The 26,092-nt window shown below is 52.4% G+C and carries 27 protein-coding genes and 2 pseudogenes; 19 read left to right on the forward strand and 10 right to left on the reverse strand.

Annotation, left to right across the window (positions count from 1 at the left end; translation table 11 throughout):
• A pseudogene (locus ACTVDO_RS13770) lies at positions 1–150 on the reverse strand (DUF6431 domain-containing protein); the annotation flags it as partial.
• Between the two features lie 344 nt (positions 151–494).
• Here ACTVDO_RS13770 and ACTVDO_RS13775 point away from each other — a divergent pair.
• The 4 genes from ACTVDO_RS13775 (at position 495) to ACTVDO_RS13790 (ending at position 3,094) form a co-directional block, all read left to right on the forward strand.
• A complete protein-coding gene (locus ACTVDO_RS13775) occupies positions 495–995 on the forward strand; it encodes a cupin domain-containing protein (RefSeq protein WP_051391574.1) in 501 nt (166 codons plus the stop codon).
• 504 nt (positions 996–1,499) lie between these two features.
• Positions 1,500–1,979, forward strand: a complete 480-nt coding sequence (locus ACTVDO_RS13780; RefSeq protein WP_442901714.1) for a DUF2975 domain-containing protein — start codon at positions 1,500–1,502, stop codon at positions 1,977–1,979.
• Positions 1,980–1,989: 10 nt separating this feature from the next.
• Positions 1,990–2,214 carry a helix-turn-helix domain-containing protein gene (locus tag ACTVDO_RS13785; protein WP_020958407.1) on the forward strand — a complete coding sequence of 75 codons (225 nt, stop codon included), beginning with the start codon at positions 1,990–1,992 and terminating at the stop codon, positions 2,212–2,214.
• A 19-nt stretch (positions 2,215–2,233) separates the two neighbouring features.
• Entirely contained in the window at positions 2,234–3,094 is an 861-nt protein-coding gene (locus tag ACTVDO_RS13790) for a DUF817 domain-containing protein (protein WP_442901715.1), read from the forward strand.
• 58 nt (positions 3,095–3,152) lie between these two features.
• Here the strand turns inward: ACTVDO_RS13790 and ACTVDO_RS13795 are convergent, their stop codons facing one another.
• Positions 3,153–3,917, reverse strand: coding sequence for a TatD family hydrolase (locus ACTVDO_RS13795; RefSeq protein ID WP_020958409.1), 765 nt, complete (start codon positions 3,915–3,917; stop codon positions 3,153–3,155).
• A 7-nt stretch (positions 3,918–3,924) separates the two neighbouring features.
• Entirely contained in the window at positions 3,925–4,251 is a 327-nt protein-coding gene (locus tag ACTVDO_RS13800) for a winged helix-turn-helix transcriptional regulator (protein ID WP_020958410.1), read from the reverse strand.
• 253 nt (positions 4,252–4,504) lie between these two features.
• Between ACTVDO_RS13800 and ACTVDO_RS13805 the strand changes: the two genes are divergently transcribed.
• The 3 genes from ACTVDO_RS13805 to ACTVDO_RS13815 are packed head-to-tail and all read left to right on the forward strand — an operon-like array spanning position 4,505 to position 6,423.
• On the forward strand, positions 4,505–5,362 hold the full coding sequence (locus ACTVDO_RS13805) for a VOC family protein (protein WP_020958411.1): 858 nt from the start codon (positions 4,505–4,507) through the stop codon (positions 5,360–5,362).
• Positions 5,363–5,397: 35 nt separating this feature from the next.
• Complete coding sequence (locus ACTVDO_RS13810) at positions 5,398–5,997, forward strand: NADPH-dependent FMN reductase (protein ID WP_020958412.1); 600 nt, start codon at positions 5,398–5,400, stop codon at positions 5,995–5,997.
• An 18-nt stretch (positions 5,998–6,015) separates the two neighbouring features.
• Complete coding sequence (locus ACTVDO_RS13815; protein ID WP_020958413.1) at positions 6,016–6,423, forward strand: DoxX family protein; 408 nt, start codon at positions 6,016–6,018, stop codon at positions 6,421–6,423.
• Positions 6,424–6,555: 132 nt separating this feature from the next.
• Here ACTVDO_RS13815 and ACTVDO_RS13820 read toward each other — a convergent pair whose 3' ends face one another.
• On the reverse strand, positions 6,556–7,929 hold the full coding sequence (locus ACTVDO_RS13820) for a sigma-54 interaction domain-containing protein (protein ID WP_442901716.1): 1,374 nt from the start codon (positions 7,927–7,929) through the stop codon (positions 6,556–6,558).
• 330 nt (positions 7,930–8,259) lie between these two features.
• Between ACTVDO_RS13820 and pruA the strand changes: the two genes are divergently transcribed.
• The 3 genes from pruA to ACTVDO_RS13835 all read left to right on the forward strand — a co-directional run bounded on the left by pruA (position 8,260) and on the right by ACTVDO_RS13835 (position 12,160).
• Positions 8,260–9,807, forward strand: coding sequence for an L-glutamate gamma-semialdehyde dehydrogenase (gene pruA / locus ACTVDO_RS13825; RefSeq protein WP_020958415.1), 1,548 nt, complete (start codon positions 8,260–8,262; stop codon positions 9,805–9,807).
• 384 nt (positions 9,808–10,191) lie between these two features.
• Positions 10,192–11,400 (forward strand): ornithine--oxo-acid transaminase, encoded by a 1,209-nt coding sequence (locus ACTVDO_RS13830; protein ID WP_442901717.1) that lies wholly within the window; start codon positions 10,192–10,194, stop codon positions 11,398–11,400.
• Between the two features lie 151 nt (positions 11,401–11,551).
• Positions 11,552–12,160 carry a DedA family protein gene (locus ACTVDO_RS13835; protein ID WP_442901727.1) on the forward strand — a complete coding sequence of 203 codons (609 nt, stop codon included), beginning with the start codon at positions 11,552–11,554 and terminating at the stop codon, positions 12,158–12,160.
• Positions 12,161–12,220: 60 nt separating this feature from the next.
• On the opposite strand, the gene ACTVDO_RS13840 is transcribed toward ACTVDO_RS13835, so the two are convergent.
• The 4 genes from ACTVDO_RS13840 to ACTVDO_RS13855 all read right to left on the reverse strand — a co-directional run bounded on the left by ACTVDO_RS13840 (position 12,221) and on the right by ACTVDO_RS13855 (position 16,004).
• On the reverse strand, positions 12,221–13,210 hold the full coding sequence (locus ACTVDO_RS13840) for a FecCD family ABC transporter permease (RefSeq protein WP_442901718.1): 990 nt from the start codon (positions 13,208–13,210) through the stop codon (positions 12,221–12,223).
• Positions 13,207–14,214 (reverse strand): FecCD family ABC transporter permease, encoded by a 1,008-nt coding sequence (locus ACTVDO_RS13845; RefSeq protein WP_442901719.1) that lies wholly within the window; start codon positions 14,212–14,214, stop codon positions 13,207–13,209. The genes ACTVDO_RS13840 and ACTVDO_RS13845 overlap by 4 nt, the downstream gene beginning before the upstream one ends.
• A 66-nt stretch (positions 14,215–14,280) precedes the next feature.
• Positions 14,281–15,207: an iron-hydroxamate ABC transporter substrate-binding protein gene (locus ACTVDO_RS13850; protein ID WP_020958420.1), complete on the reverse strand. Its 927-nt coding sequence runs from the start codon at positions 15,205–15,207 to the stop codon at positions 14,281–14,283.
• Complete coding sequence (locus ACTVDO_RS13855; protein WP_020958421.1) at positions 15,204–16,004, reverse strand: ABC transporter ATP-binding protein; 801 nt, start codon at positions 16,002–16,004, stop codon at positions 15,204–15,206. Before ACTVDO_RS13855 ends, ACTVDO_RS13850 begins: the two co-directional genes overlap by 4 nt.
• 712 nt (positions 16,005–16,716) lie before the next feature.
• Between ACTVDO_RS13855 and ACTVDO_RS13860 the strand changes: the two are divergent.
• Together ACTVDO_RS13860 and ACTVDO_RS13865 are read left to right on the forward strand one after the other, a co-directional pair.
• Positions 16,717–17,324 (forward strand): annotated as a pseudogene (locus ACTVDO_RS13860) (helix-turn-helix domain-containing protein); the annotation flags it as partial.
• Positions 17,296–18,456: an acyl-CoA dehydrogenase family protein gene (locus ACTVDO_RS13865; protein ID WP_020958424.1), complete on the forward strand. Its 1,161-nt coding sequence runs from the start codon at positions 17,296–17,298 to the stop codon at positions 18,454–18,456. The pseudogene ACTVDO_RS13860 and the gene ACTVDO_RS13865, both read left to right, overlap by 29 nt.
• A 62-nt stretch (positions 18,457–18,518) precedes the next feature.
• On the opposite strand, the gene ACTVDO_RS13870 is transcribed toward ACTVDO_RS13865, so the two are convergent.
• The gene (locus tag ACTVDO_RS13870) at positions 18,519–18,920 is read right to left on the reverse strand and encodes a DoxX family protein (RefSeq protein ID WP_020958425.1); all 402 of its coding nucleotides are present in this window, start codon (positions 18,918–18,920) and stop codon (positions 18,519–18,521) included.
• A gap of 138 nt (positions 18,921–19,058) precedes the next feature.
• On the opposite strand from ACTVDO_RS13870, the gene ACTVDO_RS13875 reads away from it, so the two are divergent.
• The gene (locus ACTVDO_RS13875) at positions 19,059–19,766 is read left to right on the forward strand and encodes a DsbA family oxidoreductase (protein WP_442901720.1); all 708 of its coding nucleotides are present in this window, start codon (positions 19,059–19,061) and stop codon (positions 19,764–19,766) included.
• A gap of 86 nt (positions 19,767–19,852) precedes the next feature.
• Here the strand turns inward: ACTVDO_RS13875 and ACTVDO_RS13880 are convergent, their stop codons facing one another.
• Entirely contained in the window at positions 19,853–20,317 is a 465-nt protein-coding gene (locus ACTVDO_RS13880; RefSeq protein ID WP_442901721.1) for a DinB family protein, read from the reverse strand.
• Between the two features lie 369 nt (positions 20,318–20,686).
• On the opposite strand from ACTVDO_RS13880, the gene ehuB reads away from it, so the two are divergent.
• The 6 genes from ehuB to ACTVDO_RS13910 all read left to right on the forward strand — a co-directional run bounded on the left by ehuB (position 20,687) and on the right by ACTVDO_RS13910 (position 26,075).
• On the forward strand, positions 20,687–21,559 hold the full coding sequence (gene ehuB, locus ACTVDO_RS13885) for an ectoine/hydroxyectoine ABC transporter substrate-binding protein EhuB (RefSeq protein ID WP_023817424.1): 873 nt from the start codon (positions 20,687–20,689) through the stop codon (positions 21,557–21,559).
• A 56-nt stretch (positions 21,560–21,615) separates the two neighbouring features.
• Positions 21,616–22,287 carry an ectoine/hydroxyectoine ABC transporter permease subunit EhuC gene (ehuC, locus tag ACTVDO_RS13890; RefSeq protein WP_420480330.1) on the forward strand — a complete coding sequence of 224 codons (672 nt, stop codon included), beginning with the start codon at positions 21,616–21,618 and terminating at the stop codon, positions 22,285–22,287.
• The gene (gene ehuD, locus ACTVDO_RS13895) at positions 22,284–22,997 is read left to right on the forward strand and encodes an ectoine/hydroxyectoine ABC transporter permease subunit EhuD (protein ID WP_020958431.1); all 714 of its coding nucleotides are present in this window, start codon (positions 22,284–22,286) and stop codon (positions 22,995–22,997) included. Before ehuC ends, ehuD begins: the two co-directional genes overlap by 4 nt.
• Positions 22,998–23,768 carry an ectoine/hydroxyectoine ABC transporter ATP-binding protein EhuA gene (gene ehuA, locus ACTVDO_RS13900; RefSeq protein WP_020958432.1) on the forward strand — a complete coding sequence of 257 codons (771 nt, stop codon included), beginning with the start codon at positions 22,998–23,000 and terminating at the stop codon, positions 23,766–23,768. It abuts the gene before it with no gap.
• Between the two features lie 106 nt (positions 23,769–23,874).
• A complete protein-coding gene (locus ACTVDO_RS13905) occupies positions 23,875–24,621 on the forward strand; it encodes an N-acetylmuramoyl-L-alanine amidase family protein (RefSeq protein WP_020958433.1) in 747 nt (248 codons plus the stop codon).
• 125 nt (positions 24,622–24,746) lie between these two features.
• On the forward strand, positions 24,747–26,075 hold the full coding sequence (locus ACTVDO_RS13910; protein ID WP_442901722.1) for a S8 family serine peptidase: 1,329 nt from the start codon (positions 24,747–24,749) through the stop codon (positions 26,073–26,075).
• The last annotated feature ends 17 nt before the right edge of the window (positions 26,076–26,092 follow it).

Genomic DNA, 26,092 nt, shown 5'->3' on the forward strand with positions numbered 1-26,092 from the left:
GGTCAATGCGTTTCGCTCATAGTAACCGTGGCGGTGCAACGGGCGCTTGGCCCGGCAATGCGGACACTGTGTCAGAAGAGGGAAGTCGTTTTCTTTTCCACGCTCTGCATACGTTTGGACGTCAATGCCAAAGTCATGAAATTGAATCACGTCCTCCTCCCCTCCTCTGAACCGATGGATTTTCTCTTTCGAAATCATTCACAAAAAATTTAGCACATTCTTTCAGAAACGGGGAGAGAGCTTTCTGAAAGAATGTGCAAAAAAATGGCTCTTTTGTTCCGAAATAAAGTGATAATTTACAATGAATGGCCACCGCTTTTTGTCGGTTTCTCCTCCTCACGATGCTCCGTTTGCCCATGTGCTCTTGTCACTCCTTACTGGGCGATTGCATAAACTAGTCGCAGATTCCACAAATTCCAAGCGTGAGGAGAGTGAACACGGAATTGAATCCTTATTATGTCCATCCGTATTACAGCACGCAGTGGCCCTATCCGATGCCTTCTTACTGGACCCTTCAACAAGACCGGCGAAACTTTTATTCACATGGTTATTCTGAAAACTTGCTGAATAACAGGAACCCTCAAATCGAATTGAAAGATTACGGCGGGAAACCGTTCGTGGTCAATATCGAGCAAGCCGCCAAACAGAATCCGAATTATCGGACAGCGATCTGGACGGGCAACCATTTGCAGGTGACGTTGATGAGCATCGATGTTGGAGGCGATATCGGTCTGGAAGTGCATCCCGATGTCGATCAGTTCATCCGCATTGAACAAGGACAGGGGCTTGTACAAATGGGGAAACGAAAAAACGTTCTGGATTTTGAAAGGAATGTGTCCGAAGATGACGCCATCATGATTCCAGCGGGGACGTGGCATAATGTGATCAACACAGGACATGTCCCTCTGAAGCTGTATTCCATTTATGCTCCGCCTGAGCATCCGTTTGGCACGATACACAGAACGAAAGCAGAAGCCAAAGCTGTTCATCGGTGATGGATTTGACCGTTTGTTGGAGATACGGTTTGTCTTGATTGCGGAGAGGTTGCATCCATAAAAGTGAAGCATCCCGAAAAGTTGAAATCACGTCACGAATATCGGCTCTTAGACCATATATACTAGACCGTCGAGATGACCTTATGATCGGCGTTGGGCTTGCCCCACCCATGTTTGATGAACGGCAATCCGAAAAGCCAGCAGCCGAGTCGATCCTTTGGCTGGCGGAGATCGGGCCTGACGGGCCGAACGGCGGATTTTTCCAGGATGGAAAGCGAATTGATTGGTAATGGGCGGCGTGGAAGTGAATATGGTTGTGCAATGATCCAAAATCAAGGATTATGTTGCATCAACGTTTGTAATCAGGCGTTCCCCTGTGCCGGGAATGCTTTTTTGCTTATCGTGTTTTGCAACAAAAATTTAATTAAAATCAATAATTATTTATTGAAAAACGATAAATCAACCGTTACAATAAAATCGAAAACCGGTCAGTGAGGTGTTTCGATGAAACGGGAAACGTTGTTTTTGAAGGCGTCTTTAGTGTTGATCGGCCTTCCGGTTTTGGCATTGTGCCTATTTTTGGTGCCTGCGCTTGCGAAGGTGGCTGTCAAGCTCGTGCCAACGTTCCCTTCGGTCAAGTATTTTGTTTATGTTGTGTTTGAGGCGTCCGCGCTGCCGTTTTATTTTGCTTTGTACCAGGCGTTTCGGCTGTTAGTGTATATTGACCGAAACGATGCGTTTTCCGAGGCGTCGGTGAAAGCGTTAAGGACGATCAAACGTTGCGCCGTCGCCATCAGCGGGCTGCATTTGCTCGCCTTGCCGCTGTTTTACTTGTACGCCGAGAAAGACGACGCTCCGGGCGTCATTTTCGTCGGCCTGATTGTGCCGTTTGCGTCGCTTGTCATCGCTGTGTTCGCCGCTGTCTTGCAAAAGCTGCTGCAGCAGGCGGTGGAAATCAAACAAGAACATGAGCTTACGATTTGAGGTGGACGGCATGCCGATTATCGTCAATTTGGATGTCATGTTGGCCAAACGGAAAATGAGCGTGACCGAGCTGTCGGAGAAAGTCGGGATCACGATGGCGAACTTGTCGATTTTGAAAAATGGGAAAGCAAAAGCGATCCGCTTTTCGACATTGGAAGCCATTTGCAAGGCGCTCGACTGCCAGCCTGGCGATATTTTGGAGTACCGGAGCGAGGACGAGGAGGCAAATTCGTGAAGGTGGGGAGGGGCGACCGATGAAAGGAGAATATGGGGCGAGCGATCCGTTTTGTCAGCCGTTGGTGGTTAGGACGCGGAAGTGGACTATCGTCACGGCATTGAAGCAGCTGATTCGTTTTGGCTGGGAGCAGGCGCGATCGTGCGTGTTTCCGGTCGTCATTTTTGCCTCATTGGCGCTGACGAAGCTCGTGCCGCTTCCGCTGTTGCCGCGTTATGATTGGCTGCTTGTCATTTGCCTTCTCATGCAATGGTGGATGGTGCGGTCAGGGCTGGAAACGCGGGATGAGCTTGAGGTGATCACCTTGTTCCACATCATTGGGCTTGCGCTCGAGCTGTTTAAAGTGCGCATGGGGTCGTGGTCGTATCCGGAAGAGGGGTATACGAAACTCTTTGGCGTACCACTGTACAGCGGGTTCATGTATGCGAGCGTGGCGAGCTACCTTTGCCAGGCGTGGCGAAGGCTGAAGGTGGAGCTTGTGCAATGGCCGCCGTTTTGGCTCGTCGTTCCGTTGGCGGCGGCGATTTACTTGAATTTTTTCACCCACCATTATTGGGTGGACGTTCGTTGGTGGCTCTCAAGCTTCGTCATGCTTGTCTTTTGGCGGTCATGGGTGACGTATGAGGTCGGGGGAGTGCGCTACCGGATGCCGCTTGTTTTGTCGTTTTTGCTGATCGGGTTTTTCATCTGGATCGCGGAAAACATCGCCACCTTTTTTGGCGCTTGGCAATATCCGAACCAAGCGAAGGCGTGGAGCCTCGTTCATCTTGGGAAGGTGAGTTCATGGTGTTTGCTCGTCATTGTCAGTTTTCTCATCGTGGCGACGTTAAAGCAGGTGAAGAAGGAATATGTAGACCGGGAAGAGGCTGGCCATGGGTAGAACAGTTTCCCGGAATAGATTTCAAGCCGAGCAGGGGATTTCTTGCTGCTCGGCTTTGTCATCTTGTTGCTTTCCCATAAAGCCGCTTCGCATTCGCTGTGGTGACCGCTTTCACTTGTTCGACATCCCGTCTGTATTGGGCGGCCACGGTACGAGCGGAGTCGAGCAGCCATAGCGGCGTTGTCGGTTTTCCGGCAAACGGGCCGGCAAATGGCCATGGGCCGTCGGTTTCTAAGAGCAGCTGTTCGATCGGAACAAAAGATAATAGTTGCTTGTCGCGTTCGCGGTAGCACACTTCCGGTGTGACGGAAATGTAGTAGCCGCATGCGACGATTTGTCTGACCACCGTTGGATCAGCCTTCAGCCAGTGGAAATGGGCGTGTCGGACGCCGGCTTGCCGCAAGATGGCCAAGGCGGTTTCGGCACGGTCGTAGACGGCGTGAAGGGCGAGCGGCAAGGAGGCATCGGCGGCGATGGCCGCGATTTCGGCTAACCGTTCTTGATAGGCGGGCAGCTTGGCGCCCGCTTCTGCGGAATAGTATGGCAGCCCGACTTCGCCGATGGCGGCGAGCAGCGGCCGCTCTTGCTTGACGAGCTTTGTCCATTCGTTCCAGTCGCTTTCGCTTGGCAGCGGCTGTTCGGGATGAAAGCCGATAGCCGCATAGATGAAGGAAGGGAACTGCTGCTTCAGTTCGAGCGTCCGGTAGCTCGAGCGCAAATCGGTGGAGACGGCGACGACACCGGTGATGCCAGCCTCTTGCCAGCGCTCGATTTGTTCGCTGATGTTCGGATACTGGTCGAGATGGATATGGGCATCGATCATGGCCGCGTTATCCTCCGTTGTCCATAAGCCACGTTTTTGACCACTTTTCAATTTCACGCATAACCGGTTCAAGAGCCTGCCCTTTCTCTGTTAACGAGTATTCAATGCGAACCGGCGTCTCCGGAAACACTTCCCGCTTGACAATCCCCTCATTTTCCAAATCCTTTAGTCTCTCTGATAAGACCCTGCCGCTGATGCCGATCGCGGATTCAATATGGCAAAAACGCTGCGGTCCGGTCAGCAGCTGGTAAATAATTAATCCCGTCCACCGCTGGCTTAATAATCCCATGGCTTTTTCAAATCGAGGACAAAGCGTTTTATCCAATTCGATCATCTCCTTACCTTTATTATAAACGGTTCCAGCGGCTGAACAACTATGATGTTCATTCACGTGAGCCTGTCAGGGGCGAAGTGGACGAAGTCAAGGAAACTTTTGTTCCTTGTTCATATTGTAACTGATTTTACGGGATAACTTAATTATATTTTATAAATAAATTAACTTGACTTAACTAAATTATAAATATATACTTACTTACATAAAGTAAGTTAATATTCACTTATATCCACAGTGATAAGGAGGTGGCGACATGAATTTCCATCGCAAGCCGGCAACGTTCGTCAGCCAGGTCAGCATCAAGGTGGAGAATATCGAGCGTTCGATCGATTTTTATGAACAAGTCATCGGCTTTAAAGTGTGGAAAAAAACAGACCGGCAGGCGTTGTTTACGGCTGATGGCCAAACGGTTTTGTTGTCGGTTGAACAGCCGGAAAACGTCATTCCGAAGCAGGGCCGGACAACAGGGCTGTACCATTTTGCGATCTTGCTTCCGACGCGGGCCGACTTAGGAAGAGTGTTCGCCCATTTGCTTCGCATTGGCTATCCGCTGCAAGGGGGCGCTGACCATTGGGTGAGTGAGGCCATTTATTTGGCCGATCCGGATGGAAATGGAATTGAGCTATATGCCGACAAGCCGTCTTCCACATGGAGATGGGCGAACGAAGAGGTGGCTATGTCGACGGAGCCATTGGATGTGAAAGGACTGCTGGCCGAAGGGAAAGAGGAAGCTTGGCATGGCCTTCCGCGCGGGACGTTGATCGGGCACATTCATCTGCACGTTTCAGAGTTGCGGCAGGCTGAACAGTTTTATACGAAAGGGTTAGGATTCGACGTTGTCAATCGATACGGAGGCCAGGCGCTGTTTCTTTCGACAGGAAAGTACCATCACCATATTGGCCTAAATACGTGGAATGGCGTCGGCGCGCCGATGCCGCCAGCGAACAGCGTTGGCCTTGAATCTTTTACACTCATGTTGCCGGATGAAGCGGCAAAGGAAAAAGTGGCCGCCGGGTTGAGGGAAGTCGGCGCTTCTGTCAAGGAGGAAAATGGAGTATTGATGACATGGGATCCTTCGGGAAACCGTATCCTTTTGCAAATTTCCACATAGAAACTTATTCATCATAGAAGAAGGCGGTGTAAAACATGGGTTTTTTTGATAAATTGCTGAAAAAAGAAACGAAGGAGGAACCAACCATGGCCAATGAAACGTTAAAGATCGGGATTATTTTAGGAAGCACTCGGCAAGGGCGCGTCAGTCCGCAAGTCGGAAAATGGGTGAAAGAACTTGCCGATCAACGTGGGGATGCCCATTATGAGATTGTGGATATTGCTGATTTTAACTTGCCGTTTTTCGGAACAACAGACGGAACGGAGCCGGGCATCGCTGCTTGGAACGAGAAACTGGCTAGTCTTGACGGGTTCGTATTCATCGTCCAGGAATACAACCATAGCATTACCGGGGCGTTAAAAAATGCGCTTGATTGGGCTCGTGAAGCTTGGAACAATAAGGCGGCAGGAATTGTCAGTTACGGTTCGACCGGCGGGGCCCGTGCCGCTGAACATTTGCGCGGAATTTGCGGCGAGCTCAAAATCGCTGACGTCCGTACACATCCGACATTGTCGCTGTTTACGGATTTTGAGAATGGAACAGTGTTTAAGCCTCAAGCGTTCCATGTTGAACAAGTCAATGCGATGCTGGATGAGCTTTTATTATGGAGCCGGGCGTTAAAAACCGTGCGATAACACGGAGGAGAACGAAGAATGGCGCAAAAATACGAATGGGCGTTGTTGATTTTACGGGTCGTTTTAGGGGTGACATTTCTGATTCACGGCATCGCCAAATTCCAAATGGGTCTTGGCAACGTAGCCGGTTGGTTCGAAAGCATTGGTGTGGCCGGGTTTCTTGGTTACGTTGTCGCCTTCATTGAACTGATCGGAGGAATGGCCTTAATCTTGGGATTGGGAACGAGAATGATTTCGGCGCTGCTTGCATGTGTGATGCTTGGCGCCATTTTCACCGCCAAGTTGTCGGCCGGTTTCTTGGGCAATGGGCAAACAGCAGGGTATGAATTGGATGTCACCTTATTGTCCGTGGCGATTGCTCTTTGTCTTAGCGGCAGCCGGTTATTTGCCTTGGACAATAAATTTTTCGAATCATCAAAGAACTAACAATAAGACAAGATTTCCCCGCTTCTTTACCGGGAATTCATTTGGGAGCACACGTTGCGGAAAAGTGGACATCACTCCGAACGTGTGCTTTTCTTTGTTGAACGGCCGTTCTTGGTTCCATTGTCTTGCTGTTTATTCCCTCTCTTTATCAATCTGATACTTGCGGATGCGGTATTGCAAGTTTTGTCGGCTTAAGCCGAGCGCTTTGGCTGTTTTCGTAATGTTGAAGCCGTGGTGCTGCAGCGCCTTGCGGATGTAGTAAATTTCGACTTCCTCCATGTATTTGTCAAGCGGCAACATGTCTTCGGTATCAAATAAAAAGTCGGTTTTAGCATCATCGGGAGCGAGCTTGGCCCGAAAAGAGGCAGGCAAATGGGCGAGGGTGATCGTCTCCTCTTGTTCCATCGTCGCCATCGTTTCCAAAATGACGGCTTCCAGTTCGCGCACGTTGCCGGGCCAACGGTAAGCAAGAAACGCCTCTTGTACGTCATCACTGAGTCTTTCGACGTTTAAACCGTAGTGCTCGTTGCCTTGGCGGATGAAATGGGTTGCCAGCGACAAAATGTCTTCTTTCCGTTCGCGCAATGGCGGCAGGACGATGCAATGGACGGCGAGCTGATAGTATAGCGGTTTCAATAGTTCCCCGGCTTGAACAGCGTCGATCGGATCGCCGCTTGTTGAGGCGATCAAGCGGACGTCGGTTTGAACCGGTTGTTGACCGCCAACACGAATCAATTGTTTTTCTTGCAAAAAACGTGCGACCTTCTCCTGCAATGGCAAGCTTAAAGCGTCGATATCGTCAAGCAGCACAGTGCCGCCATCCGCCTGTTCAAACAAGCCAAGTTGGATTTCATCTCCTTCTTCACAGCCAAACAGCATCGTTTCGAGCCAATCGTCAGGGAGCGCCAAGCACGTTTGCACGAAAAACGGTTTCGTCCGCCGTCCGCTTTCGTGGTGAATGCTTGACGCGAACAGCTCTTTGCCCGTTCCTTTTTCGCCGATAAGCAGGACGGGCGCATCGGAGCGGGCGGCGTATTTGGCGAGGCGGATCGCTGCTTGTATGGCCGCGCTTTGACCGATCATATCCGCGAACGTGCGCGCCGACTCTTGGCGCTGCCGCTGTTCTTCCATCAGTTTGCGGAATTTCGTCATGTCTTTGGCGATTTCCACCGCTCCGATGATTTCCCCGTCTTTTCGCAGCGGATACGTGTGGTTGATCGTCGTCACCGCCTGCCCTTTATTATTAAAATACGTTTGTTGTTGATTGAGGATGCTTTCGCCGGTTTGCAACACTTGAAGCAGTGTGCTCGGCTGTTTCGGGTCAAAACGAAACACATCTAAAATGTTCTTATCAAGCACATCCTCGATGTCCATGCTCTCGATGTCGCGCATTTTTTGGTTGTAAATGATCGTTTTGCCTTGTTTGTCGACGGCATGAATGCCGAGGTCGATCAGCTCGATCACTTGCGCGTAGATGGATAGGAGCGCTTTCACATCGCGGTTCATACATACCCCTCTTTTTTTAGGAACTATTATACCACATTGCCTGCTGTTGCATAGATAAAGAAGGCAAAAAAATTTTGCATACTATGAACAAGAAGGATGGGTATTCCACGCCGACGGGAAGGGAGGACGCTTGAAACGTGCGTTCGCAAAATGCGAAAGGCGGAAGCTGGTCGATGGGGTTGTAAAGACGGGGGAAACAGGGGATACTAGAAAAAAGCTGGTGGTGACAAAAGAAAAAAGTTGAAATGCGCCATAAAGATTTGCATAATATAACTATGGAAGCGTTTTATTGAGAAAAATTTTTTTGCCTAATGAAGGGGGACGAACTCGATGGTGCAGCCGTATAAACATGAACCGCTCACTGATTTTACCGTAGAAGCGAACCGTGAAGCGTTTTTAGCGGCGCTCAAAAAAGTCGAAGCTGAGCTGGGCCGCGATTATCCGCTCGTGATCGGCGGAGAACGGGTGATGACGGAAGACAAAATCACGTCGGTCAACCCGGCGAATAAAGCGGAAGTGATCGGCCGGGTGGCGAAGGCGAACAAAGAGCTGGCGGAGCGGGCGATGAAAACCGCTGATGAAGCGTTCCGTACATGGAGCCGAACGAGCCCGGAAGCGCGGGCCGATATTTTGTTCCGCGCAGCGGCGATCGTGCGCCGGCGCAAGCATGAATTTTCCGCTTGGATGGTGAAAGAAGCGGGCAAACCGTGGCGCGAAGCGGATGCGGATACGGCCGAAGCGATCGACTTTATGGAATATTACGCGCGGCAAATGTTGAAGCTGAAAGACGGTATTCCGGTTGAAAGCCGTCCGGGGGAAACGAACCGGTTTTTCTATATTCCGCTTGGGGTCGGGGTCGTCATTTCACCGTGGAACTTCCCGTTTGCCATTATGGCGGGCACGACGGTCGCTTCGCTTGTGACGGGCAATACAGTGCTCTTGAAACCCGCGAGCGCAACGCCGGTTGTGGCGTATAAATTTGTCGAAGTGCTCGAACAGGCTGGGCTTCCGGCCGGCGTGTTGAACTATATCCCGGGAAGCGGGGCGGAAGTCGGCGACTATTTGGTCGACCATCCGCGCACAAGGTTTATTAGCTTCACCGGCTCGCGTGAAGTCGGAGTACGCATTTATGAGCGGGCGGCCAAAGTGCAGCCGGGGCAAATTTGGTTGAAACGCGTCATTGCGGAAATGGGCGGAAAAGACGCCATTGTCGTCGACAAAGAAGCCGATCTCGAACTGGCGGCGCAATCGATTGTCGCCTCGGCGTTTGGCTTCTCGGGGCAAAAATGTTCGGCGTGCTCGCGCGCGATCATCGTCGAGGACGTCTACGACCAAGTGCTAAACCGCGTCGTCGAGCTGACCAAACAGCTCAACGTCGGCGACCCGGCCGAACAGGCGACATTTATGGGCCCGGTCATCGACCAAGGGGCGTACAACAAAATTATCGAGTACATCGAAATCGGCAAGCAGGAAGGTCGCTTGATGACGGGCGGAGAAGGAGACGATTCGAAAGGCTTCTTCATCCAGCCGACGGTGTTTGCCGATGTCGACCCGAACGCGCGCATTATGCAGGAAGAAATTTTCGGGCCGGTCGTGGCGTTTGCGAAAGCGCGCGACTTTGATCATGCGCTGGAGATCGCGAACAACACGGAATACGGCTTGACGGGAGCCGTCATTTCGCGCAACCGGGCGAACCTTGAGAAAGCGCGGCACGAGTTTCATGTCGGCAACTTGTATTTTAACCGCGGCTGCACAGGCGCCATTGTCGGCTACCAGCCGTTTGGCGGCTTCAACATGTCAGGCACCGATTCGAAGGCAGGCGGTCCGGACTACTTGATCCTCCATATGCAAGCAAAAACGGTGTCGGAAATGTTTTAACGCCGGGGCGGCCGCGGCCGCCCTCTTTTATTCATCTGCGCCAAGGAGACCCCCGTTTCTGCGCGTGAGCGTAAGTGGAGGATGAACCGGTGTTCACCGTCCATCTTCCCTTTGCCTTCAATGAATCAAAAGTATAAGCCGCCCGAAATTGTTTGAATGTAGGGCTTTGTTTGCTGTCGCGGCAAGACAGCAGAATCACGGGGCGCACGGGGGCGGATTGATGGACAGCCCGCCGTGGGGCAAGGGTTCCTAAGAATCTTCCCTCTTGAAGCGTCCGCGTAGGTCGGAGGGCGTTCAACGTCCTGGCAAGGAGTTTTCCGCTTCAAGGCGGGGCTGAAGTGGGAAAAGGATAACGTGCAGGAGAAACCAAGAGGAGTGATCCTGATGACAACGAAATCCGAACAGCTCATCGAACAGACGGAGCGATACGGGGCGCATAATTATCATCCGCTGCCGATCGTCATTTCCGAAGCAGAAGGAGTATGGGTGAAAGACCCGGAAGGAAACCGCTATATGGACATGTTAAGCGCCTATTCGGCTGTCAACCAAGGGCATCGCCATCCGAAAATTATTGCGGCGTTAAAGCGGCAAGCTGAGCGCGTCACCCTCACGTCGCGCGCGTTCCATAACGACCAGCTCGGCCCGTGGTATGAAAAAGTGTGCCGATTGACAAAAAAAGAGATGGTCTTGCCGATGAATACGGGAGCCGAGGCGGTCGAAACGGCGCTCAAGGCGGCGCGCCGCTGGGCGTATGACGTCAAAGGCGTCCCGGACAATCAGGCGGAAATCATCGTCTGTGAAGGCAATTTCCACGGCCGGACGCTCGCTGCGGTGTCATTGTCGTCCGAACCGGCCTATAAACGCGGTTTTGGTCCGCTTTTGCCAGGGGTGAAAATCATTCCGTACGGCGACATTGAAGCGCTAAAAGCGGCGCTGACCCCAAATACAGCAGCGTTTCTCCTTGAACCGATCCAAGGGGAGGCCGGCATCCGCATCCCGCCGCAAGGGTTTTTAAAAGCGGCGTATGACGTGTGCAAGGAGAATAACGTCTTGTTTATCGCCGATGAAATCCAAACCGGCCTTGGGCGGACCGGAAAGTTGTTTGCCTGCGACTGGGAAGATGTCGTGCCTGACATGTATATTTTAGGAAAAGCGTTAGGCGGCGGGGTGTTTCCGATTTCGTGCGTCGTCGCCAACCGCGACATTTTGTCGGTGTTTGAACCCGGCTCGCACGGGTCGACGTTCGGCGGCAATCCGCTCGCATGCGCGGTGTCGATCGCCGCGCTCGAGGTGATCGAAGAAGAGCGGCTGGCGGAGCGGTCGCTTGAGCTTGGCGAATATTTCTTAGCGAAGTTAAAGCAAATCCAAAACAAGGACATTAAAGAAATCCGCGGCCGCGGCTTGTTTATCGGTGTCGAGCTGCATGGACCGGCGCGTCCGTATTGCGAAGCGCTGAAAGAACAAGGACTGCTTTGCAAGGAGACGCACGAAACGGTCATCCGTTTTGCGCCGCCGCTTATTATTACGAAAGAAGAGCTCGACTGGGCGATTGAGCGGATTGTAAAGGTGCTGTCCGAACCGGCCGCTGTTTAAAGAAACGGAGAAAGGGTGTCCCGAAAATACGGCGGGGCGCCTTTTTGTTTTGCGGGGAATGGCGGTTTTCTGTTAAGATAGGGAAAGGATTGCATTGACGATGCATAAACATCCTACATAAGCGAAGGGCGAGCGAATGGAGGAAGAACGCGTGCAGGCTTGGATCACCGATTTTATGGAGCAATTCGGATATATCGGCATTTTTTTGATGATCGCGCTTGAAAATATTTTCCCGCCGATTCCGTCGGAAGTCATTTTGCCGTTTGGCGGGTTTATGACGACATACACGTCTTTGACGGTGCCGGGCGTTATTGCGGCGGCGACTGCCGGCTCGGTCGTCGGGGCGTTGGTGCTGTATGGCGTCGGCCGGCTGTTGTCTGTCGAGCGGCTTGAGCGGATCGTCGAGCGCTGGGGCGGATGGCTGCGGGTGAAGCCGGAAGATATCGCCAAAGCGAACCGGACGTTTCAACGCTACGGGGTATGGGCGGTGTTTCTCGGCCGCATGATCCCGCTTGTGCGCAGTTTGATTTCCATTCCGGCCGGCATGGCGAAGATGAACGTATGGCTGTTTGTCTGGCTGTCGGTATTAGGGACGCTCATTTGGAATACGATTTTAATTTCCGTTGGCGCGGCGCTCGGCCAGTCGTGGGGAAAAGTATCCGACGTGATTGGCGCGTACGCTGAAGTCGTCTATGTCATCATCGCGATTGTCCTTGCCGTTGTGGTTGTCCGCTTTTGGAAAAGACGCCGGGTTTCATGAACCGGCGCCTTTTTTGTGGGTGCTATCGTTCGAATCCGCTCTAATAACGAGCAGCGGATGTCAACGTTTCAGCAATAAGTAAATGAAATACGGCGCACCGATCAAGGAGACGATGACCCCGGCGGGGAGCGGCTCGGCGAGGGCGTTGCGCCCGATCGTGTCGGCTGCAAGCAGCAGCCAGCCGCCGATCAGCATCGCCGCTGGAATGACCCGTTCATGGCGCGGGCCGACAATGGCTTTGGCGATATGCGGCGCCATCAAGCCGATGAACGAGATGCCTCCCGTCACGGAGACGGCGGCGGCTGCGACGGCCACAGCTGTTATCATAAGCACGAGCCGCTCGCGGCGGACGTGGACGCCGACCCCGATTGAAACAGGATCGCCTAAGTGCAAAATATTGAGATGCTTCGCCCGATACAACGCCACCAGTGTGCCCGCCGCCAGCCACGGCAACATAGCCGAAATAAACGGCCAGTCATCACCCCAAATGTTGCCGGAAAGCCAGCGGGCGATAAAATCGACTTTCGTCCGGTCAGCCGCAGAAATGAGGACGATCATCAGCCCGGAGAGCGCCATCGAAAACCCGACGCCGGTTAAGATAAACGGCACCGGCTGCAGCCCGGTTGTTTTATTGTAGGAGACAGCATAGATGGCAGCCGCCGTCAGCAGCGCTCCGGCGAAGGCAACGAGCGGCAAGGTGTAAAGAAATGTTCCGGCCTCAATCGGGAAAAACAAAAAGAACAAGGCGACGCCTGCGCCGGCGCCGGCGTTGATCCCAAGCACGCCCGGGTCGGCGAGGTCATTGCGCGTGAGGCCTTGCAATACGGCCCCGGATAAGGCGAGCGCCATGCCGGCCAACAAGGTGATGAAAAGGCGCGGCAGGCGAAGGGAAAACAAAATGAATTCCTCTTCCATCGAACCGTAGCCAAACAGTGTCGGGACGATGCGGTTATATGAGAGCGGCGCATCGCCGGTGCCTAAGGCGACGGCCGCCGTTGCGGCAATGAGCAGCGCAAGCAAGGCAAAGAGCGAAGAACTTTTTTTTCTCATGAAAAGCCCCTCCCTTGTTTCCGGACGACGAAGAGGAAAAACGGCAAGCCAATGACGGCGATGATGGCGGCTACCGGCGTTTCGAACGGCGCATGGATCGTGCGCGCCGCCGTGTCGGCCAGCACCATGGCGCCGGCGCCGACGGTGGCTGACAGCGGGATGACGAACCGGTAGTCGGCGCCGGCGATCGCCCGCACGAGGTGGGGGATCATCAATCCAATAAAGGTGATGTTGCCGGCGATCGCGACCGATGCTCCCGTCAGCAAAAACACCGCCAAAAACAGCGCCATTTTCACCGCTGCTGTTTTTTGTCCGACGCCGACGGCGACGTCTTCGCTTAAGCTAAGGATCGTCAGCGGCCGCGCATACGAAACGGCAATGGCCAGACCGATTGCAATGAGCGGGACGCCAACGGCCAGCTGTTTCCATGAGACCCCGGCCACCCCGCCTGACGTCCACATCGAGACGTCTTTGGAAATGTGGAAATACAGTCCGATTCCTTCGGCGATGGCAAACAAAAGCGCCGAAACCGCCGAGCCGGCCAGGACGATGCGCAGCGGGGAAAACCCGCCTTGGCGTATGGAGCCGATGCCAAAGACGACGCCTGCCCCGACGGCCGCACCAAGCAAACAGGCGACCGTGATCAACAGATAATGGGCGGAAGGGAAAAAGGCCATCGTCATGGCCAACGCTGCGTTCGCTCCGGCGGTGAGGCCAAGAAGCCCCGGATCGGCGAGCGGGTTGCGCGTCATCCCTTGCATGATCGCCCCGGCGACGGCAAGGCCGGCGCCGACAAAAGCCGCCGCCGTTTCGCGCGGCAAGCGGAGCTCACGAATGAGGTCAAGCTGTTTGCCTTGTTGATCGGAAAACAACGCCCGCCATACGTCGCTCCATGTCGTATCGGCGACGCCAATTCGCATCGAACCAAACCAAACGGCGGCAAGCAGGCCAAGCGACAGAACAAACGTATAGCGAAACGGCCAACGCCGGCGGTCTGCATCCATCGGTGACTCCCCCTTTGACACAAGAAAGGACGGGACATTCACTTCGGTGAACGCCCCGTCTCTTCGTTATTGGCCTAAAAAGTGTTTTTGAAAGAAATCGAGCTGGTAGTCTAACGTAATCGGGTCGTTGAAATAAAATGCCTTCGCATCAGCGACAAACATATGGCCGTTTTTCACAGCAGGGATGTTTTTGAACGTGTTCGTCTCCATAAACGATGTGTCGCCGTCCCCGTTTTTGCTTAAGATGAGATAATCGCCGACAAACTGCGGCAGCGCCTCAAGGGAAACGGCATAGTAGCCCGGTTTGAGCGCTTGCTCTTCCACAGCTTTGGGCATTTTCAATTTCATTTCTTGGTACAAAATCTCGGTGCCGCGCGCCCAGTTGTTGCCAAAGACATATAGCTGCTTATCAAAGTTTTCAGCTACGGTGACGGTCGCGTTTTCGCCAATTTTGGCCCGGATTTCTTCCCCGGCTTGTTGCGCCCGTTGTGTAAAGTCGTCGATCCACGCTTTCGCTTCTTTTTCTTTATTCAACAGTTTGCCGATTTCCAAAAACTGCGTCAAATAATCGACCTTCCCATATGTAAAAGTGACGGTCGGCGCGATTTTGCTGAGCTTGTCGACGTTTTTCGTATTGGATAATCCGATAATTAAGTCCGGTTTTAATGCCATAATTTTTTCAATGTCTTCATCGGTCACGACTTCGGCGTCTTTCAGTTTCTCTTGAAAAAGCGGATTCATTTTCGACCACGAATCCACGCCGACAACGGGGACGTCCAAGGCCAGCACATGCCCGGCAAACGTCGATAAGACGACGACGCGCTTCGGATCAGCCGGCACTTCCACCGGTCCGTTTTCCGATTGATACGTAATCGTTTCCGGTTTTTTTTCAGCCGGCGACGCGTTCGTTTCCTTGTTGTCGTTCGCTGTGTTGCCGCACGCGCTCAACACAAGCGCAAAAAGAAGCAGCAATGCAAGCCATGTTTTTCTCATGATGAATAAGCCTCCCTCAGCAGATGGTACGTCAAGCAAACTGGTTTGTTCGTCCGCGGATCGCGGCCGATGTCGGCGTCAATGCCGAACACGTCGCGGAGCACTTCGCGACAGATGACGTCTTCGCTCCGCCCGGACTTGATGATGGCTCCTCCTTTCATAGCGATGATATAGTCGGCGAAACGGGCCGCCTGGTTGATGTCATGAAGCACCATGACGATCGTCCGCCCTTCTTCTTTGTTCAGCCGCTCCAGCAGCTCGAGCACTTCAAGTTGGTGGGCGATGTCCAAGTACGTTGTCGGTTCGTCCAAAAAGATGATGTCCGTCTCCTGGGCGAGCGCCATGGCGATCCAGACGCGCTGCCGCTGCCCGCCGGAGAGCGCATCGACCGGCCGGTGTTTTAAGTCGGCCGTTTTCGTCATGTGAAGCGCCCAGTCGATCGCTTCGTAGTCTTGTTTCGTCAGACGGCCAAACCCTTTTTGATACGGGAAGCGGCCGTACGAGACGAGCTCGGCGACCGTTAATCCGCTTGCCGCTTCCGGCGTCTGCGGTAAAATGGCCATTTTTTTCGCCAGCTCTTTCGTGTGCTGCTGCGAAATCGCTTGGCCGTCCAAAATGACCGCACCGGACTGCGGGGAAATGATGCGCGTCAACGTTTTCAAGAGCGTTGACTTCCCGCATCCGTTCGGCCCGATAATGGCCGTAATTTGCCGGTCGGGAATGTGAACGGACAAGCGTTCAAAAATCGTCCGGTCATCGTAGCGGACGGTCAGCTCCTCGGCGTACAAGCGGACCATGCGGTCACCCCCTTTTGAGTTGGAAAATGAGAATCAATATCAATATCATTCCTAAACTCCATTATAGCGAATTCGTTAAAAAAAAGACAATACATTTTTGTGAATAAACGATGAATTTAATTGGCAACAGAGGGCCTAAGCCGTTCAAAACAAAGGGGAAATTACACGGGATCAGGGCGAAACGGACAGGGAAAGAAGGATCAATGTTGGAGGAGGAACCGTATTTGGCAATCTTTCTTGATGCTGTATGAAGTGTAAAAGGTGTCTCGGCCTCTCACAGGGCTGTGATCCGCCGCGGGACGGTACACTGTCACGGCAAACTATATAGATAGCAAGCCATCTGCCTCCGTCATGCTGTTGCGAAAATGCAACAAGCGGTTTAGATGTTTTATGGGTGAAGCGCAACACTTTGTATTGAACTGTTGTAGTTTTGCAACAAATCGTTGTTGTTTCGCAACAAAAAAGCAGGTAAGATGAAGCATAGGGACGATTATTTTTGAATATTCGAAATCATTATTCGTGGCACAAAAATTGCTTAAGTAGAATAATGAAGGCGGAAGGGCAGGAATGGTGATGAAGGTGGAAGACGCAATGACAAGAACCGAAACGGCTATTTTTGAAAGCGGTCTCCTTGGACGTGCGGCTCGCGCGTTGGCTGAGCACGGGCTCGACGGTGTCATCGTATGCAACAGCGAAGGAGGAATAGCCGGAGATGATTCATCAAGGAGCGGAAACGGGCAATACATTGATCGTCTCCGCAGTGCCGATCATTGAGGAAGATGGGCGAGCCGAGCGGGCTGCCGTGTATGTCAAAGATATGACCGAGATGAAGCAGCTCCGCGCTGAACTCGAAGAGACGAAGCGGCTTCTCCATACGTTAAGCCGGTGGGAAGGCGATGACCTTATTTACCAGGCGCCGGCGATGGCCTACCGCTTATGTTTGCTGACGGGGCGCTTGCGGCGATGATGGACTACCATTGGCCCGGGAACGTTCGCGAGCTCGTCAACGCCATCGAGCGCATGTTTGTAACGTCTGCCGCGCCGGTCGTTGACGAAGACCATGTGGTGAAATGGCTTTACCTTGAGGCGCTGCCGACCGCCAATCCGGTATCAATCGGGGAGATCGTCCCGCTCAAACAAGCGGTGGCAGACGTTGAGCGCCAGTTGACCATCCAAGCGCTCTACCGTGTGCGCACGTATCGGCGGGCGGCCAAGCTGTTAGGCGTCGATGCTTCGACACTCGCGCGCAAAGCGCAAAAATATGGAATCCGATCATCGGGAGGGGAAGACGATGGATTTTACATTGCCAGCCGAGATTGAGTTTTTAAAAGAAAATGTTCGTAAATTTGTGAAGGAAGTCGTTGAGCCGGTGGCGATGGACATTGAAGAAAACGACCAAATTCCAGAAGACATTATTGAAAAATCGAAAGACATGGGGCTGTTCGGCTTAAGCATTCCTGAAGAGTACGGAGGCCTTGGTTTGTCGATGGTCGACAAATGCGCCATTTACGAAGAGCTCGGCAAAACGCATAACGGCTACACCACATTAATCGGCGCCCATACTGGCATCGGCACGGTCGGCATCGTCGAGCTCGGCACTGAAGAACAAAAGCGGCGCTACTTGCCGAAAATGGCGACAGGCGAATGGATCGGCGCCTTCGCTTTAACCGAGCCGAGCGCCGGCTCAAACGCTGCCGCTTTGAAAACGACCGCCGTCCGCAAAGGTGACCGCTATATCATTAACGGCTCGAAGCATTACATCACCAATGCGATTGACGCCCACGTATTTACGGTGATGGCGGTCACCGATCCGTCGAAAGGCCCGAAAGGCATTACGTCGTTTATCGTGGAAAAAGATTTCCCCGGCTTTATCGTCGGTAATGTCGAGCGGAAAATGGGACTGCGCGGATCGCATTCGGCCGAGCTGTTTTTTGACAACTTGGAAGTGCCGGTCGAAAACGTGCTCGGAAAAGAAGGCGAAGGGTATGTCAACGCTCTCAAAATCCTTGCCAACGGCCGCGCGGGTCTCGCCGCCCGCAATCTCGGCTCCTGCATCCGTCTGCTCGAATACTGCATGGAATACGCCGAACAGCGCGAGCAGTTCGGCAAGCCGATCATTGAGCAGCAAGCGATCCAGCATATGCTCGCAGAGATGAGCATGTTGATTGAAGTGCTGCGCTCTACCGTCTACCGCGTCGCCTGGATGGTCGACCAAAAGATGCGTGTCGTTAAAGAAGCGGCCATTGCCAAACTGTTCGGCTCGGAAGTGTACAACAAAATCGCCGATCTTGCCGTGCAAATCCACGGCGGCCTCGGCTACATGAAAGATTACCCGATCGAACGCTATTTCCGCGATGCCCGCATCACGAAAATTTACGAAGGCACTTCGGAAATCCAACGCAACATCATCGCGAGCGAACTGCGGAGAGAATACGGAAAAGTGCGGGTATAAACGAGAAGGGCTGACCCAAAACGCACTCGCGTTTTGGGCCAGCCCCCTTCTTTTTTGTCCTTTTATCTTCGTACGCGTTGGACTACGGCTTCTAACGACCAAAGCCGGCTGCCGTTTAGCCACAAATAAATCGACATAGCGAGCAAAGCGAGATTGAATTCATAGCCTGTTTCCCGGCCGTTGCCAAGCAAGCCGGCGTCTGTTTTGGCGGTGGCGATCGCCCCGATCATGATGATGGCAAACGCCGCCGCAATCGGGCGCGTGCCAAGGCCGAGCATCATCGCCCAGCCGCCGGCAAGCTCCACAATCGTCACGATGTAGGCGAGCGGGCCAGGAAGCCCCATCGCCGCAAACGAATCCGCCGCTTCCTCAAGCCCCCGCTGCCATTTCACCCAGCCATGGGCGAAAAAGATGAACCCGGTGACGATCCGCAGCAGAAAGGCGCCTAGTTCACGGGAATGCATCGGTTTCTTCCTCCTTGTCCAGACAGCATGGTAGTACAATGTATGCGGGTGGGTCCGCCCCTATGTCTTTCGTTAGCCATTTGATTGTTCATAGGCTACAATGGAGAGGAAGCGCGTCAAAAGTAGAGGAGGATGGCCATGAAAATTGAAGTATGGTCCGATTTTGTCTGCCCGTTTTGCTATATCGGCAAACGTCGACTGGAACAGGCGCTTGAGCAGTTTCCACACCGGGAAAACGTCGAGATCGTCTTCCGCAGCTTTGAGTTGGATCCGAATGCGAAAAAAGAAACGCCCTTGACGATTCATGAAATCATCGCCAACAAATATGGCATTTCGCTCGAAGAAGCGAAGCGGGCGAACGCCGATATCGGCCGGCAGGCGGAGGCGGTCGGCTTGACGTTCCGCTTTGAAACGATGAAGCCGACGAATACGTTTGACGCCCACCGGTTGGCGCAATACGCCAAGGAAAAAGGGAAGCTGAACGACATGGTGGAACGACTGTTTTATGCGTATTTTACGGAGTCGAAGTTCATTAGCGACCGCGATGTGTTGCTTGCGCTCGCCGAAGCGGCCGGGCTTGACCGGACGGAAGCCGAAGAGGTGTTGGCCGGCGGCCGTTACACAGAAGAGGTGCGCCGCGATGAGGAAGAAGCGGCGGCGTTGGGCGTCCGCGGTGTGCCGTTTTTCGTTCTAAACCGGAAGTATGCCGTCTCCGGCGCTCAGCCGGTGGAGGTGTTCCGCCAGGCGCTTGAGAAAGTATGGGAGGAAGAACAACAAACTTCCCCGCTGCAGCCGCTGGCGACCGACCAAGGCGGGACGTGCACCGACGAAGGGTGCTCGATTTAAGAGGAGAAATCAAAAGGAAAAGCCGGTTAGGGATGCCTAGCCGGCTTTTTTTTCGAAGCCTCATAATGAAACAAAGGGGAAGAAGATTAGCCCCGTTTCACAAACAGCGGCAAGTCTGTATGCCCCATGCCGCGGACGTAGACGAACAGCTGGCCTTTATGATGAATTTCGTGGTCCATCGCCATCTGCAAAAACTGCTTGGCCGGAATTTGGACGCCGAAGATGGAGGTCAAATCGAGCATCCGGTCGAAATCGTCATCGCTCATCGATTCGATGAGCTGCTTCGTTTTTTCCGTATACGTTTCCGCCAGCTTGGCCAAATTCGTCTCGGGATCCTCGATTTTTTGCCCAAACAGCGCCGGATCGCCGTGTTTGGCCGCATTGGCGAAGCTGTAAAAGCTAAACAGCATATGCGTCGCCAACTGCTTCGCTGGCATTGACGTCGGCGTCGGTTTGTAATCATAGTGCGCTTCATCGATTTTGTTGATCAGTTCCAACGTGACATGACGGTGCGAAAGGAAATATTGCACCCATTGTTGTGCGCGGGACATCGTGATCACTCTCCTTTCAGTCAACGATCCTTTTCCATTATATCACAATAAAGCCATGTCTCATAAATAATGCGCTTTCTTCGCGAACAGTATGGTCACGGAAGTGCTGTATAAATAGCGAAAAAAGGACAGGGGCGAATGTTCATAATAGAACATGAGCAAGATTTAGGAGCATATAAAAGGATTTTGGATGATATGCTAGCAATTTGGAAGAAACAGAATCATTTGCTAGCAAACGAATTCATATCCGACGTTATCGAATTTTAAGAATTGATATGCAATTTGATCAACGGCTAAAACGATTGTTACAATGTTTGTTGTACCCTATTTTACTTATTTTTTCCTTAATCATACTAGAAAAGGAGGACGATGTTGGTGAAAAGGATAGGGGTAACGGTGTTGTTGCTTATGCTTGCTTTAGTTGGGTGCAGTTCGTCTGATACGGCGGGATCGGGTGACAGTCGACTCGAAGAGCTCCGGGAAAAAGGAGTGGTGTATGTGGGATTTGCGAATGAAAAACCGTATGCTTATGAGGAAAATGGTGAATTAAAAGGAGAAGCAGTCGATATTGCGAAAGAGATTTTTCAACAACTGGGGATTGAAAGAATCGAAGGTCGGCTTGCAGAGTTTAATGAGCTAATACCGGGGTTGAATGCTGGCAAATTTGATGTCATCACGGCAGGAATGGCGATTTTGCCAAACCGGTGTGAACGAGTCGATTTTGCGGAGCCGGAATATCAAGTCGGCGATGCGTTAGTTGTGAAAAAAGGGAACCCGAAAAATCTCCATAGCTATGAAGATATTGCCAAGCAGCCGGATACGAAAATTGCAGTTATGTCAGCTTCGATGGAAGTGGATTATTTAAAACAATCCGGTGTGAAAGATGAACAAATCGTGCTTGTTCCTGATATTCCTGCGGTTATGGATGCTGTGAAAACCGGACGGGCGGATGCGGCGACAGGAACTCAGTTGACGATGAAAAACGCGCTGCAGTCAGCAGGTGAAGAAGGACTAGAACTAGTCAGCGATTTCAAGCAGCCTGATGTGGAAGGGATCCCAAGCTACGGAGCAGCTGTTTTCCGTCAGGATGATGATGAGTTAAGAGAGGCGTACAACAAAGAGCTGCAAAAATTGAAGGAGTCAGGGGAATTGCTGAATATTTTGCAAAAGAATGGATTCGGGGAGGAAAATCTTCCGGGGGATATGACGACGGCGCAATTGTGCGGAAACGCCACGCAGTAAACATCATCAAATGATTTTAACATAGGAAAGGGTGAGCGGTTATTTCCGTTCAAGACATTGTCGATGTGTTTCAAGTTCTTTCTAAAGGGATTCAAACGACTTTGCTTCTGTTACTGACTTCCGCCGTGTTGGCGTTCATCATTGCGGTGATGGCCGGGCTGGGAAGGCTGGCTAAATCCCGTTGGATCCGGTGGACTATTAGGGTGTATGTGGAATTTTTTCGCGGCACTTCGTTGGTCGTGCAGCTATTTTGGGTGTATTATGCCTTACCCATGCTTGCACAGGCGCTTCCGTTTTTGCCGCCGCTAAACCTCTCATCATTTTGGGCGGGAGTCATTGCCATTTCGCTGAACTACGGTGCGTATGCGTCTGAGACGGTCCGTAGTTGCATCTTAGCCGTTGACCGCGGGCAGCATGAGGCAGCGATTGCTCTCAATATGACCCGTTTTCAGCGAATGAGGTTGATCATTCTGCCTCAGGCCGTGCGGATGATGCTCCCTGATTTTGGGAACAACTTTATTCAAATGTTAAAATCGACTTCTCTCGTTTCACTTATCGGGCTGACCGATATTACATATGCAGGGATGGTTTTCCGCAACAATCATATTGACCTTGGCATTCTTACTTTCGCTATGATGCTCATATTCTATTTCTTATTGGCGCTTCCGTTTATTTGGATGACCCGGCGGGCGGAACAGTCGGTATCGAGAGGGGTGGCAAGCCGATGATATGGGATTGGAATGTGGCGAAAGATGTATTCCCATTGATTTTTCAAGCGATGTGGTTGACGTTAGGCCTCACATTAGCTTGCTATGCCGTTTCATTAATTCTCGGAATCGGATGGATACTGCTGCGGCGGATACCGTGGGCATGGTGCAGATGGGCAGTCACCGCGGTGATGGAGTTTATCCGTTCGACCCCTCCGCTTGTCCAATTGTACTTTTTGTTTTATGCTTGGCCGCTTGTTCCGCACGTCGGGGTGACGTTATCTCCTGTTGCAGCAGCGATCATCGGGCTAGGGGTGCATTACAGCACATATACAGCTGAGGTGTACCGTTCTGGCATTGATGCCGTTGATAAAGGGCAGTGGGAGGCAGCTGTTGCATTGAATTTTTCCCGGGTGCGTACATGGACGAAAATTATTTTGCCGCAGGCGATTCCTCCTATCATCCCTATGCTTGGAAATTACTTAATTATTATGTTCAAAGAGATTCCGACTACCGCCTCGATTGGGGTGATGGGGATGATGTTGACGGCGAAAATGTATGGGGCGCAACATTGGGTATATCTCGAACCGTTCACGATCGTTGCCTTTTTCTTCTTGGTGATGAGCTATCCATCTTCTTTGTTGATTCAGTACCTTGAAAAGAAAATGAATCGACGGCTGGATAAAAAGGAAATATTGCGTCAACAGAAACAGAAGGGAGTGATTGCATAAATGAAAACGATGGTGCGTTACAAGGATGTCCGAAAATCGTTTGGAAAAACGGAAGTGTTAAAAGGGATTAATCTGGAGATTGCCGAGGGGGAGAAAGTAGCATTAATCGGCCCAAGCGGTTCAGGCAAGACAACGTTAATCCGCATGTTAATGACGTTAGAACAACCGACATCTGGCTTCATTGAAGTAGATGGAACACCGTTATGGCATATGAACATCGACGGGCGGGTTATACCCGCCAATGAAAGGCATTTGCGGCATGTCAGAAAGAATATAGGGATGGTCTTTCAACACTTTAATTTGTTCCCGCATATGACAGTGCTTGAAAATTGTACTGTTGCACCCATTCATGTACTTGGATTGTCTAAGCAGGAGGCAAAGGAACGGGCCGTAACAATGCTCGAGAAAGTAAAGCTCGGCGATAAGTTGGATGTTTATCCTGCACAATTATCCGGGGGACAAAAGCAACGGGTGGCGATGGCAAGAGCGCTAGTCATGCGCCCAAAAGTGATGCTCTTTGATGAGGTGACCTCTGCGTTAGACCCAGAGCTGGTCGGCGAGGTATTGGAAGTGATTCGCGAACTGGCACACGAAGGGAAAATGACGATGATGTTGGTCACTCATGAGATGGAGTTTGCCCGGGAGGTCGCTGATCGCATCGTGTTTTTAGACAATGGCTATATTGTGGAAGAAGGGTCACCTGAACAAATTTTTGCACGTTCTAAAAACAAGCGATTGAAGCAATTTTTAAGCCGGTTTCGTGTCAGCTAAACTGTGCACGTGTTCGTTCATGTAGGCATTTGCCGGTTTCCTTTTGGTGCCATCGCTTATATGATATAGTAACGGCGAAGCGATGATCACCAATAGGAGGATAGATATGCCCAAAATTTTCATCGACCCCGGCCACGGGGGAATAGATACCGGCGCAGTCGGCAACGGGCTGCAGGAGAAAGATATTACGTTATCGATTGCACTTGAGATGCGCCGCCTGCTGCAAAGTGAGTATGAAGGGGTTTTGATCCAGCTGAGCCGCATGAGCGATGAAACGGTGTCGCTTGAGGAACGGACGAACCGAGCCAACCGTTGGGGGGCTGATGTTTATGTGTCCATCCACGTGAATGCGGGCGGTGGCACGGGATATGAGGATTACATTTACCATGAGTTGTCGAGAAATTCCCGAACGGCCCGCATTCGCGATGTGCTGCATGAAGAAATCATCCGGGCGACGCGATTTCGCGACCGCGGCAAAAAAGAAGCGAATTTCCATGTGCTAAGGGAAACGACAATGCCTGCCGTGTTGACGGAAAACGGGTTTATCGACCATAAGGAGGACGCGGAAAAGCTAGCTGACCCCAATTTTTTACGGACGATTGCCCGCGGCCATGTGAACGGCCTTGAGCGAGCGCTCGGATTGCGGAAGAAACCGAATGCCCCGAACAATCCTCCGCCAAGCAGGCCGGATGAGGGGGACGGGCGGGCGCCAAGCGGAAGCTATTTGACGCGCGTCATCGTTGACGGGACGCAAGTCGGGGCGTTTGCCGAGCCGGACAATGTGTTGCGCCAAGTTGAGCATTATTTAGGAAAAGCGGAGCGAATTGTGCTTGAGAAGGTCGAGGATGAATAGACACGCCTGCCTGGTGTCAGCCCAGGCAGGCGTTTTTTCGTTCATACGTCCTAATCAAAACGCCGCTTCCTTCACTCTCTATATGTCATATGAGTATAGCAACAAACAAAGGGAGGAGGAAGGCGATGTTTGGTTATTCGATCGTGCAGCTCGCCCGCCGTCATGCGAGACGGCTTGACCGTCCGCTCCGTCATAAGCTTGTGAATATGTATAAACCAATGACGCGCATGCCGTGCATTTTTCACCGCTGGATAGAGCGATGGCTACGCAAATGGAAAACCGTTTCCGTTTTGATCGAGGTTGAAGACAGCGAGGGCGTTGAGGCGTTAGTCAAGGCGGAGCGGGATCATTTCCGCATGAAAATGCACCACCATTTCCGCCATGTCCCGATTTATAGCGCGCGGGTGACACCGGCGGCGCTTGAGCAGCTGCTCGAGCATCCGAAAGTGAAAAAAGTATACCTCAACCGGCAAGTGAAGGCGCTGTTAAACAATGCAGTGCCATCGGCACAGGCGAAACATGTGGCTGTCAACGGGACGGAATTAAGCGGCAAAGGGGTGACGATCGCCATTGTCGACACAGGCATTTACCCGCACCCGGATTTAGAAGGAAGGATTACCGCCTTTGTCGATTTTGTCAATGGACGCACGGCGCCGTATGATGACAACGGGCATGGTACGCATTGCGCCGGCGATGCGGCGGGAAATGGGCGCATGTCGGACGGGCTGTACGCCGGGCCGGCGTACGAGACGAACGTTGTTGGCGTGAAAGTGCTCGACCGTTCGGGGAGCGGGACGTTGGAAACGATTATGCGTGGCATTGAATGGTGCCTTGATTACAACGAGCAAAACCCGGCGGGGCGGATCAACATTATTTCATTATCGCTCGGTGGGGAGCCGCAGCCGTTTCCGACCGAAAATGACGACCCGCTCGTGCAGGTGGCGGAGCGGGCGTGGGAGCACGGCATTGTCGTCTGCGCGGCAGCGGGGAATGAAGGGCCAAGTTACGGCACGATTGCCAGCCCGGGCATTAGCGACCGCATCATTACAGTGGGAGCCCTTGATGACCGCGATACGGCGGCGACACGCACAGATGATGAGGTGGCCCCGTTTTCGAGCCGGGGGCCGACCGAGTATGGAGTGGCAAAACCGGATCTCGTCGTTCCAGGGGTCAACATTATATCGCTTCGCGCCCCACGCTCATTTCTTGACAAGCTGAATAAGCAAAGCCGGGTCGGTGATCATTATATATCGATGTCCGGCACGTCGATGGCGACGCCGATTTGCGCCGGCATTGTCGCCTTAATGCTCGAGGCGAGACCGGGGGCAACGCCGGATGAAGTTAAGCAGGCGTTAAAAGACGGCGCCGATTTATGGAAAGGACGCGACCCGAACGTCTACGGAGCCGGCTATGTCAACGCCAAACGCGCTGTGGAGCTTCTGCTGCAGCGCTAGAAAAAAAGAGGGAAGCG

The organism is Geobacillus sp. BK01 (assembly GCF_052220245.1).
Classification (GTDB): Bacteria; Bacillota; Bacilli; order Bacillales; family Anoxybacillaceae; genus Geobacillus.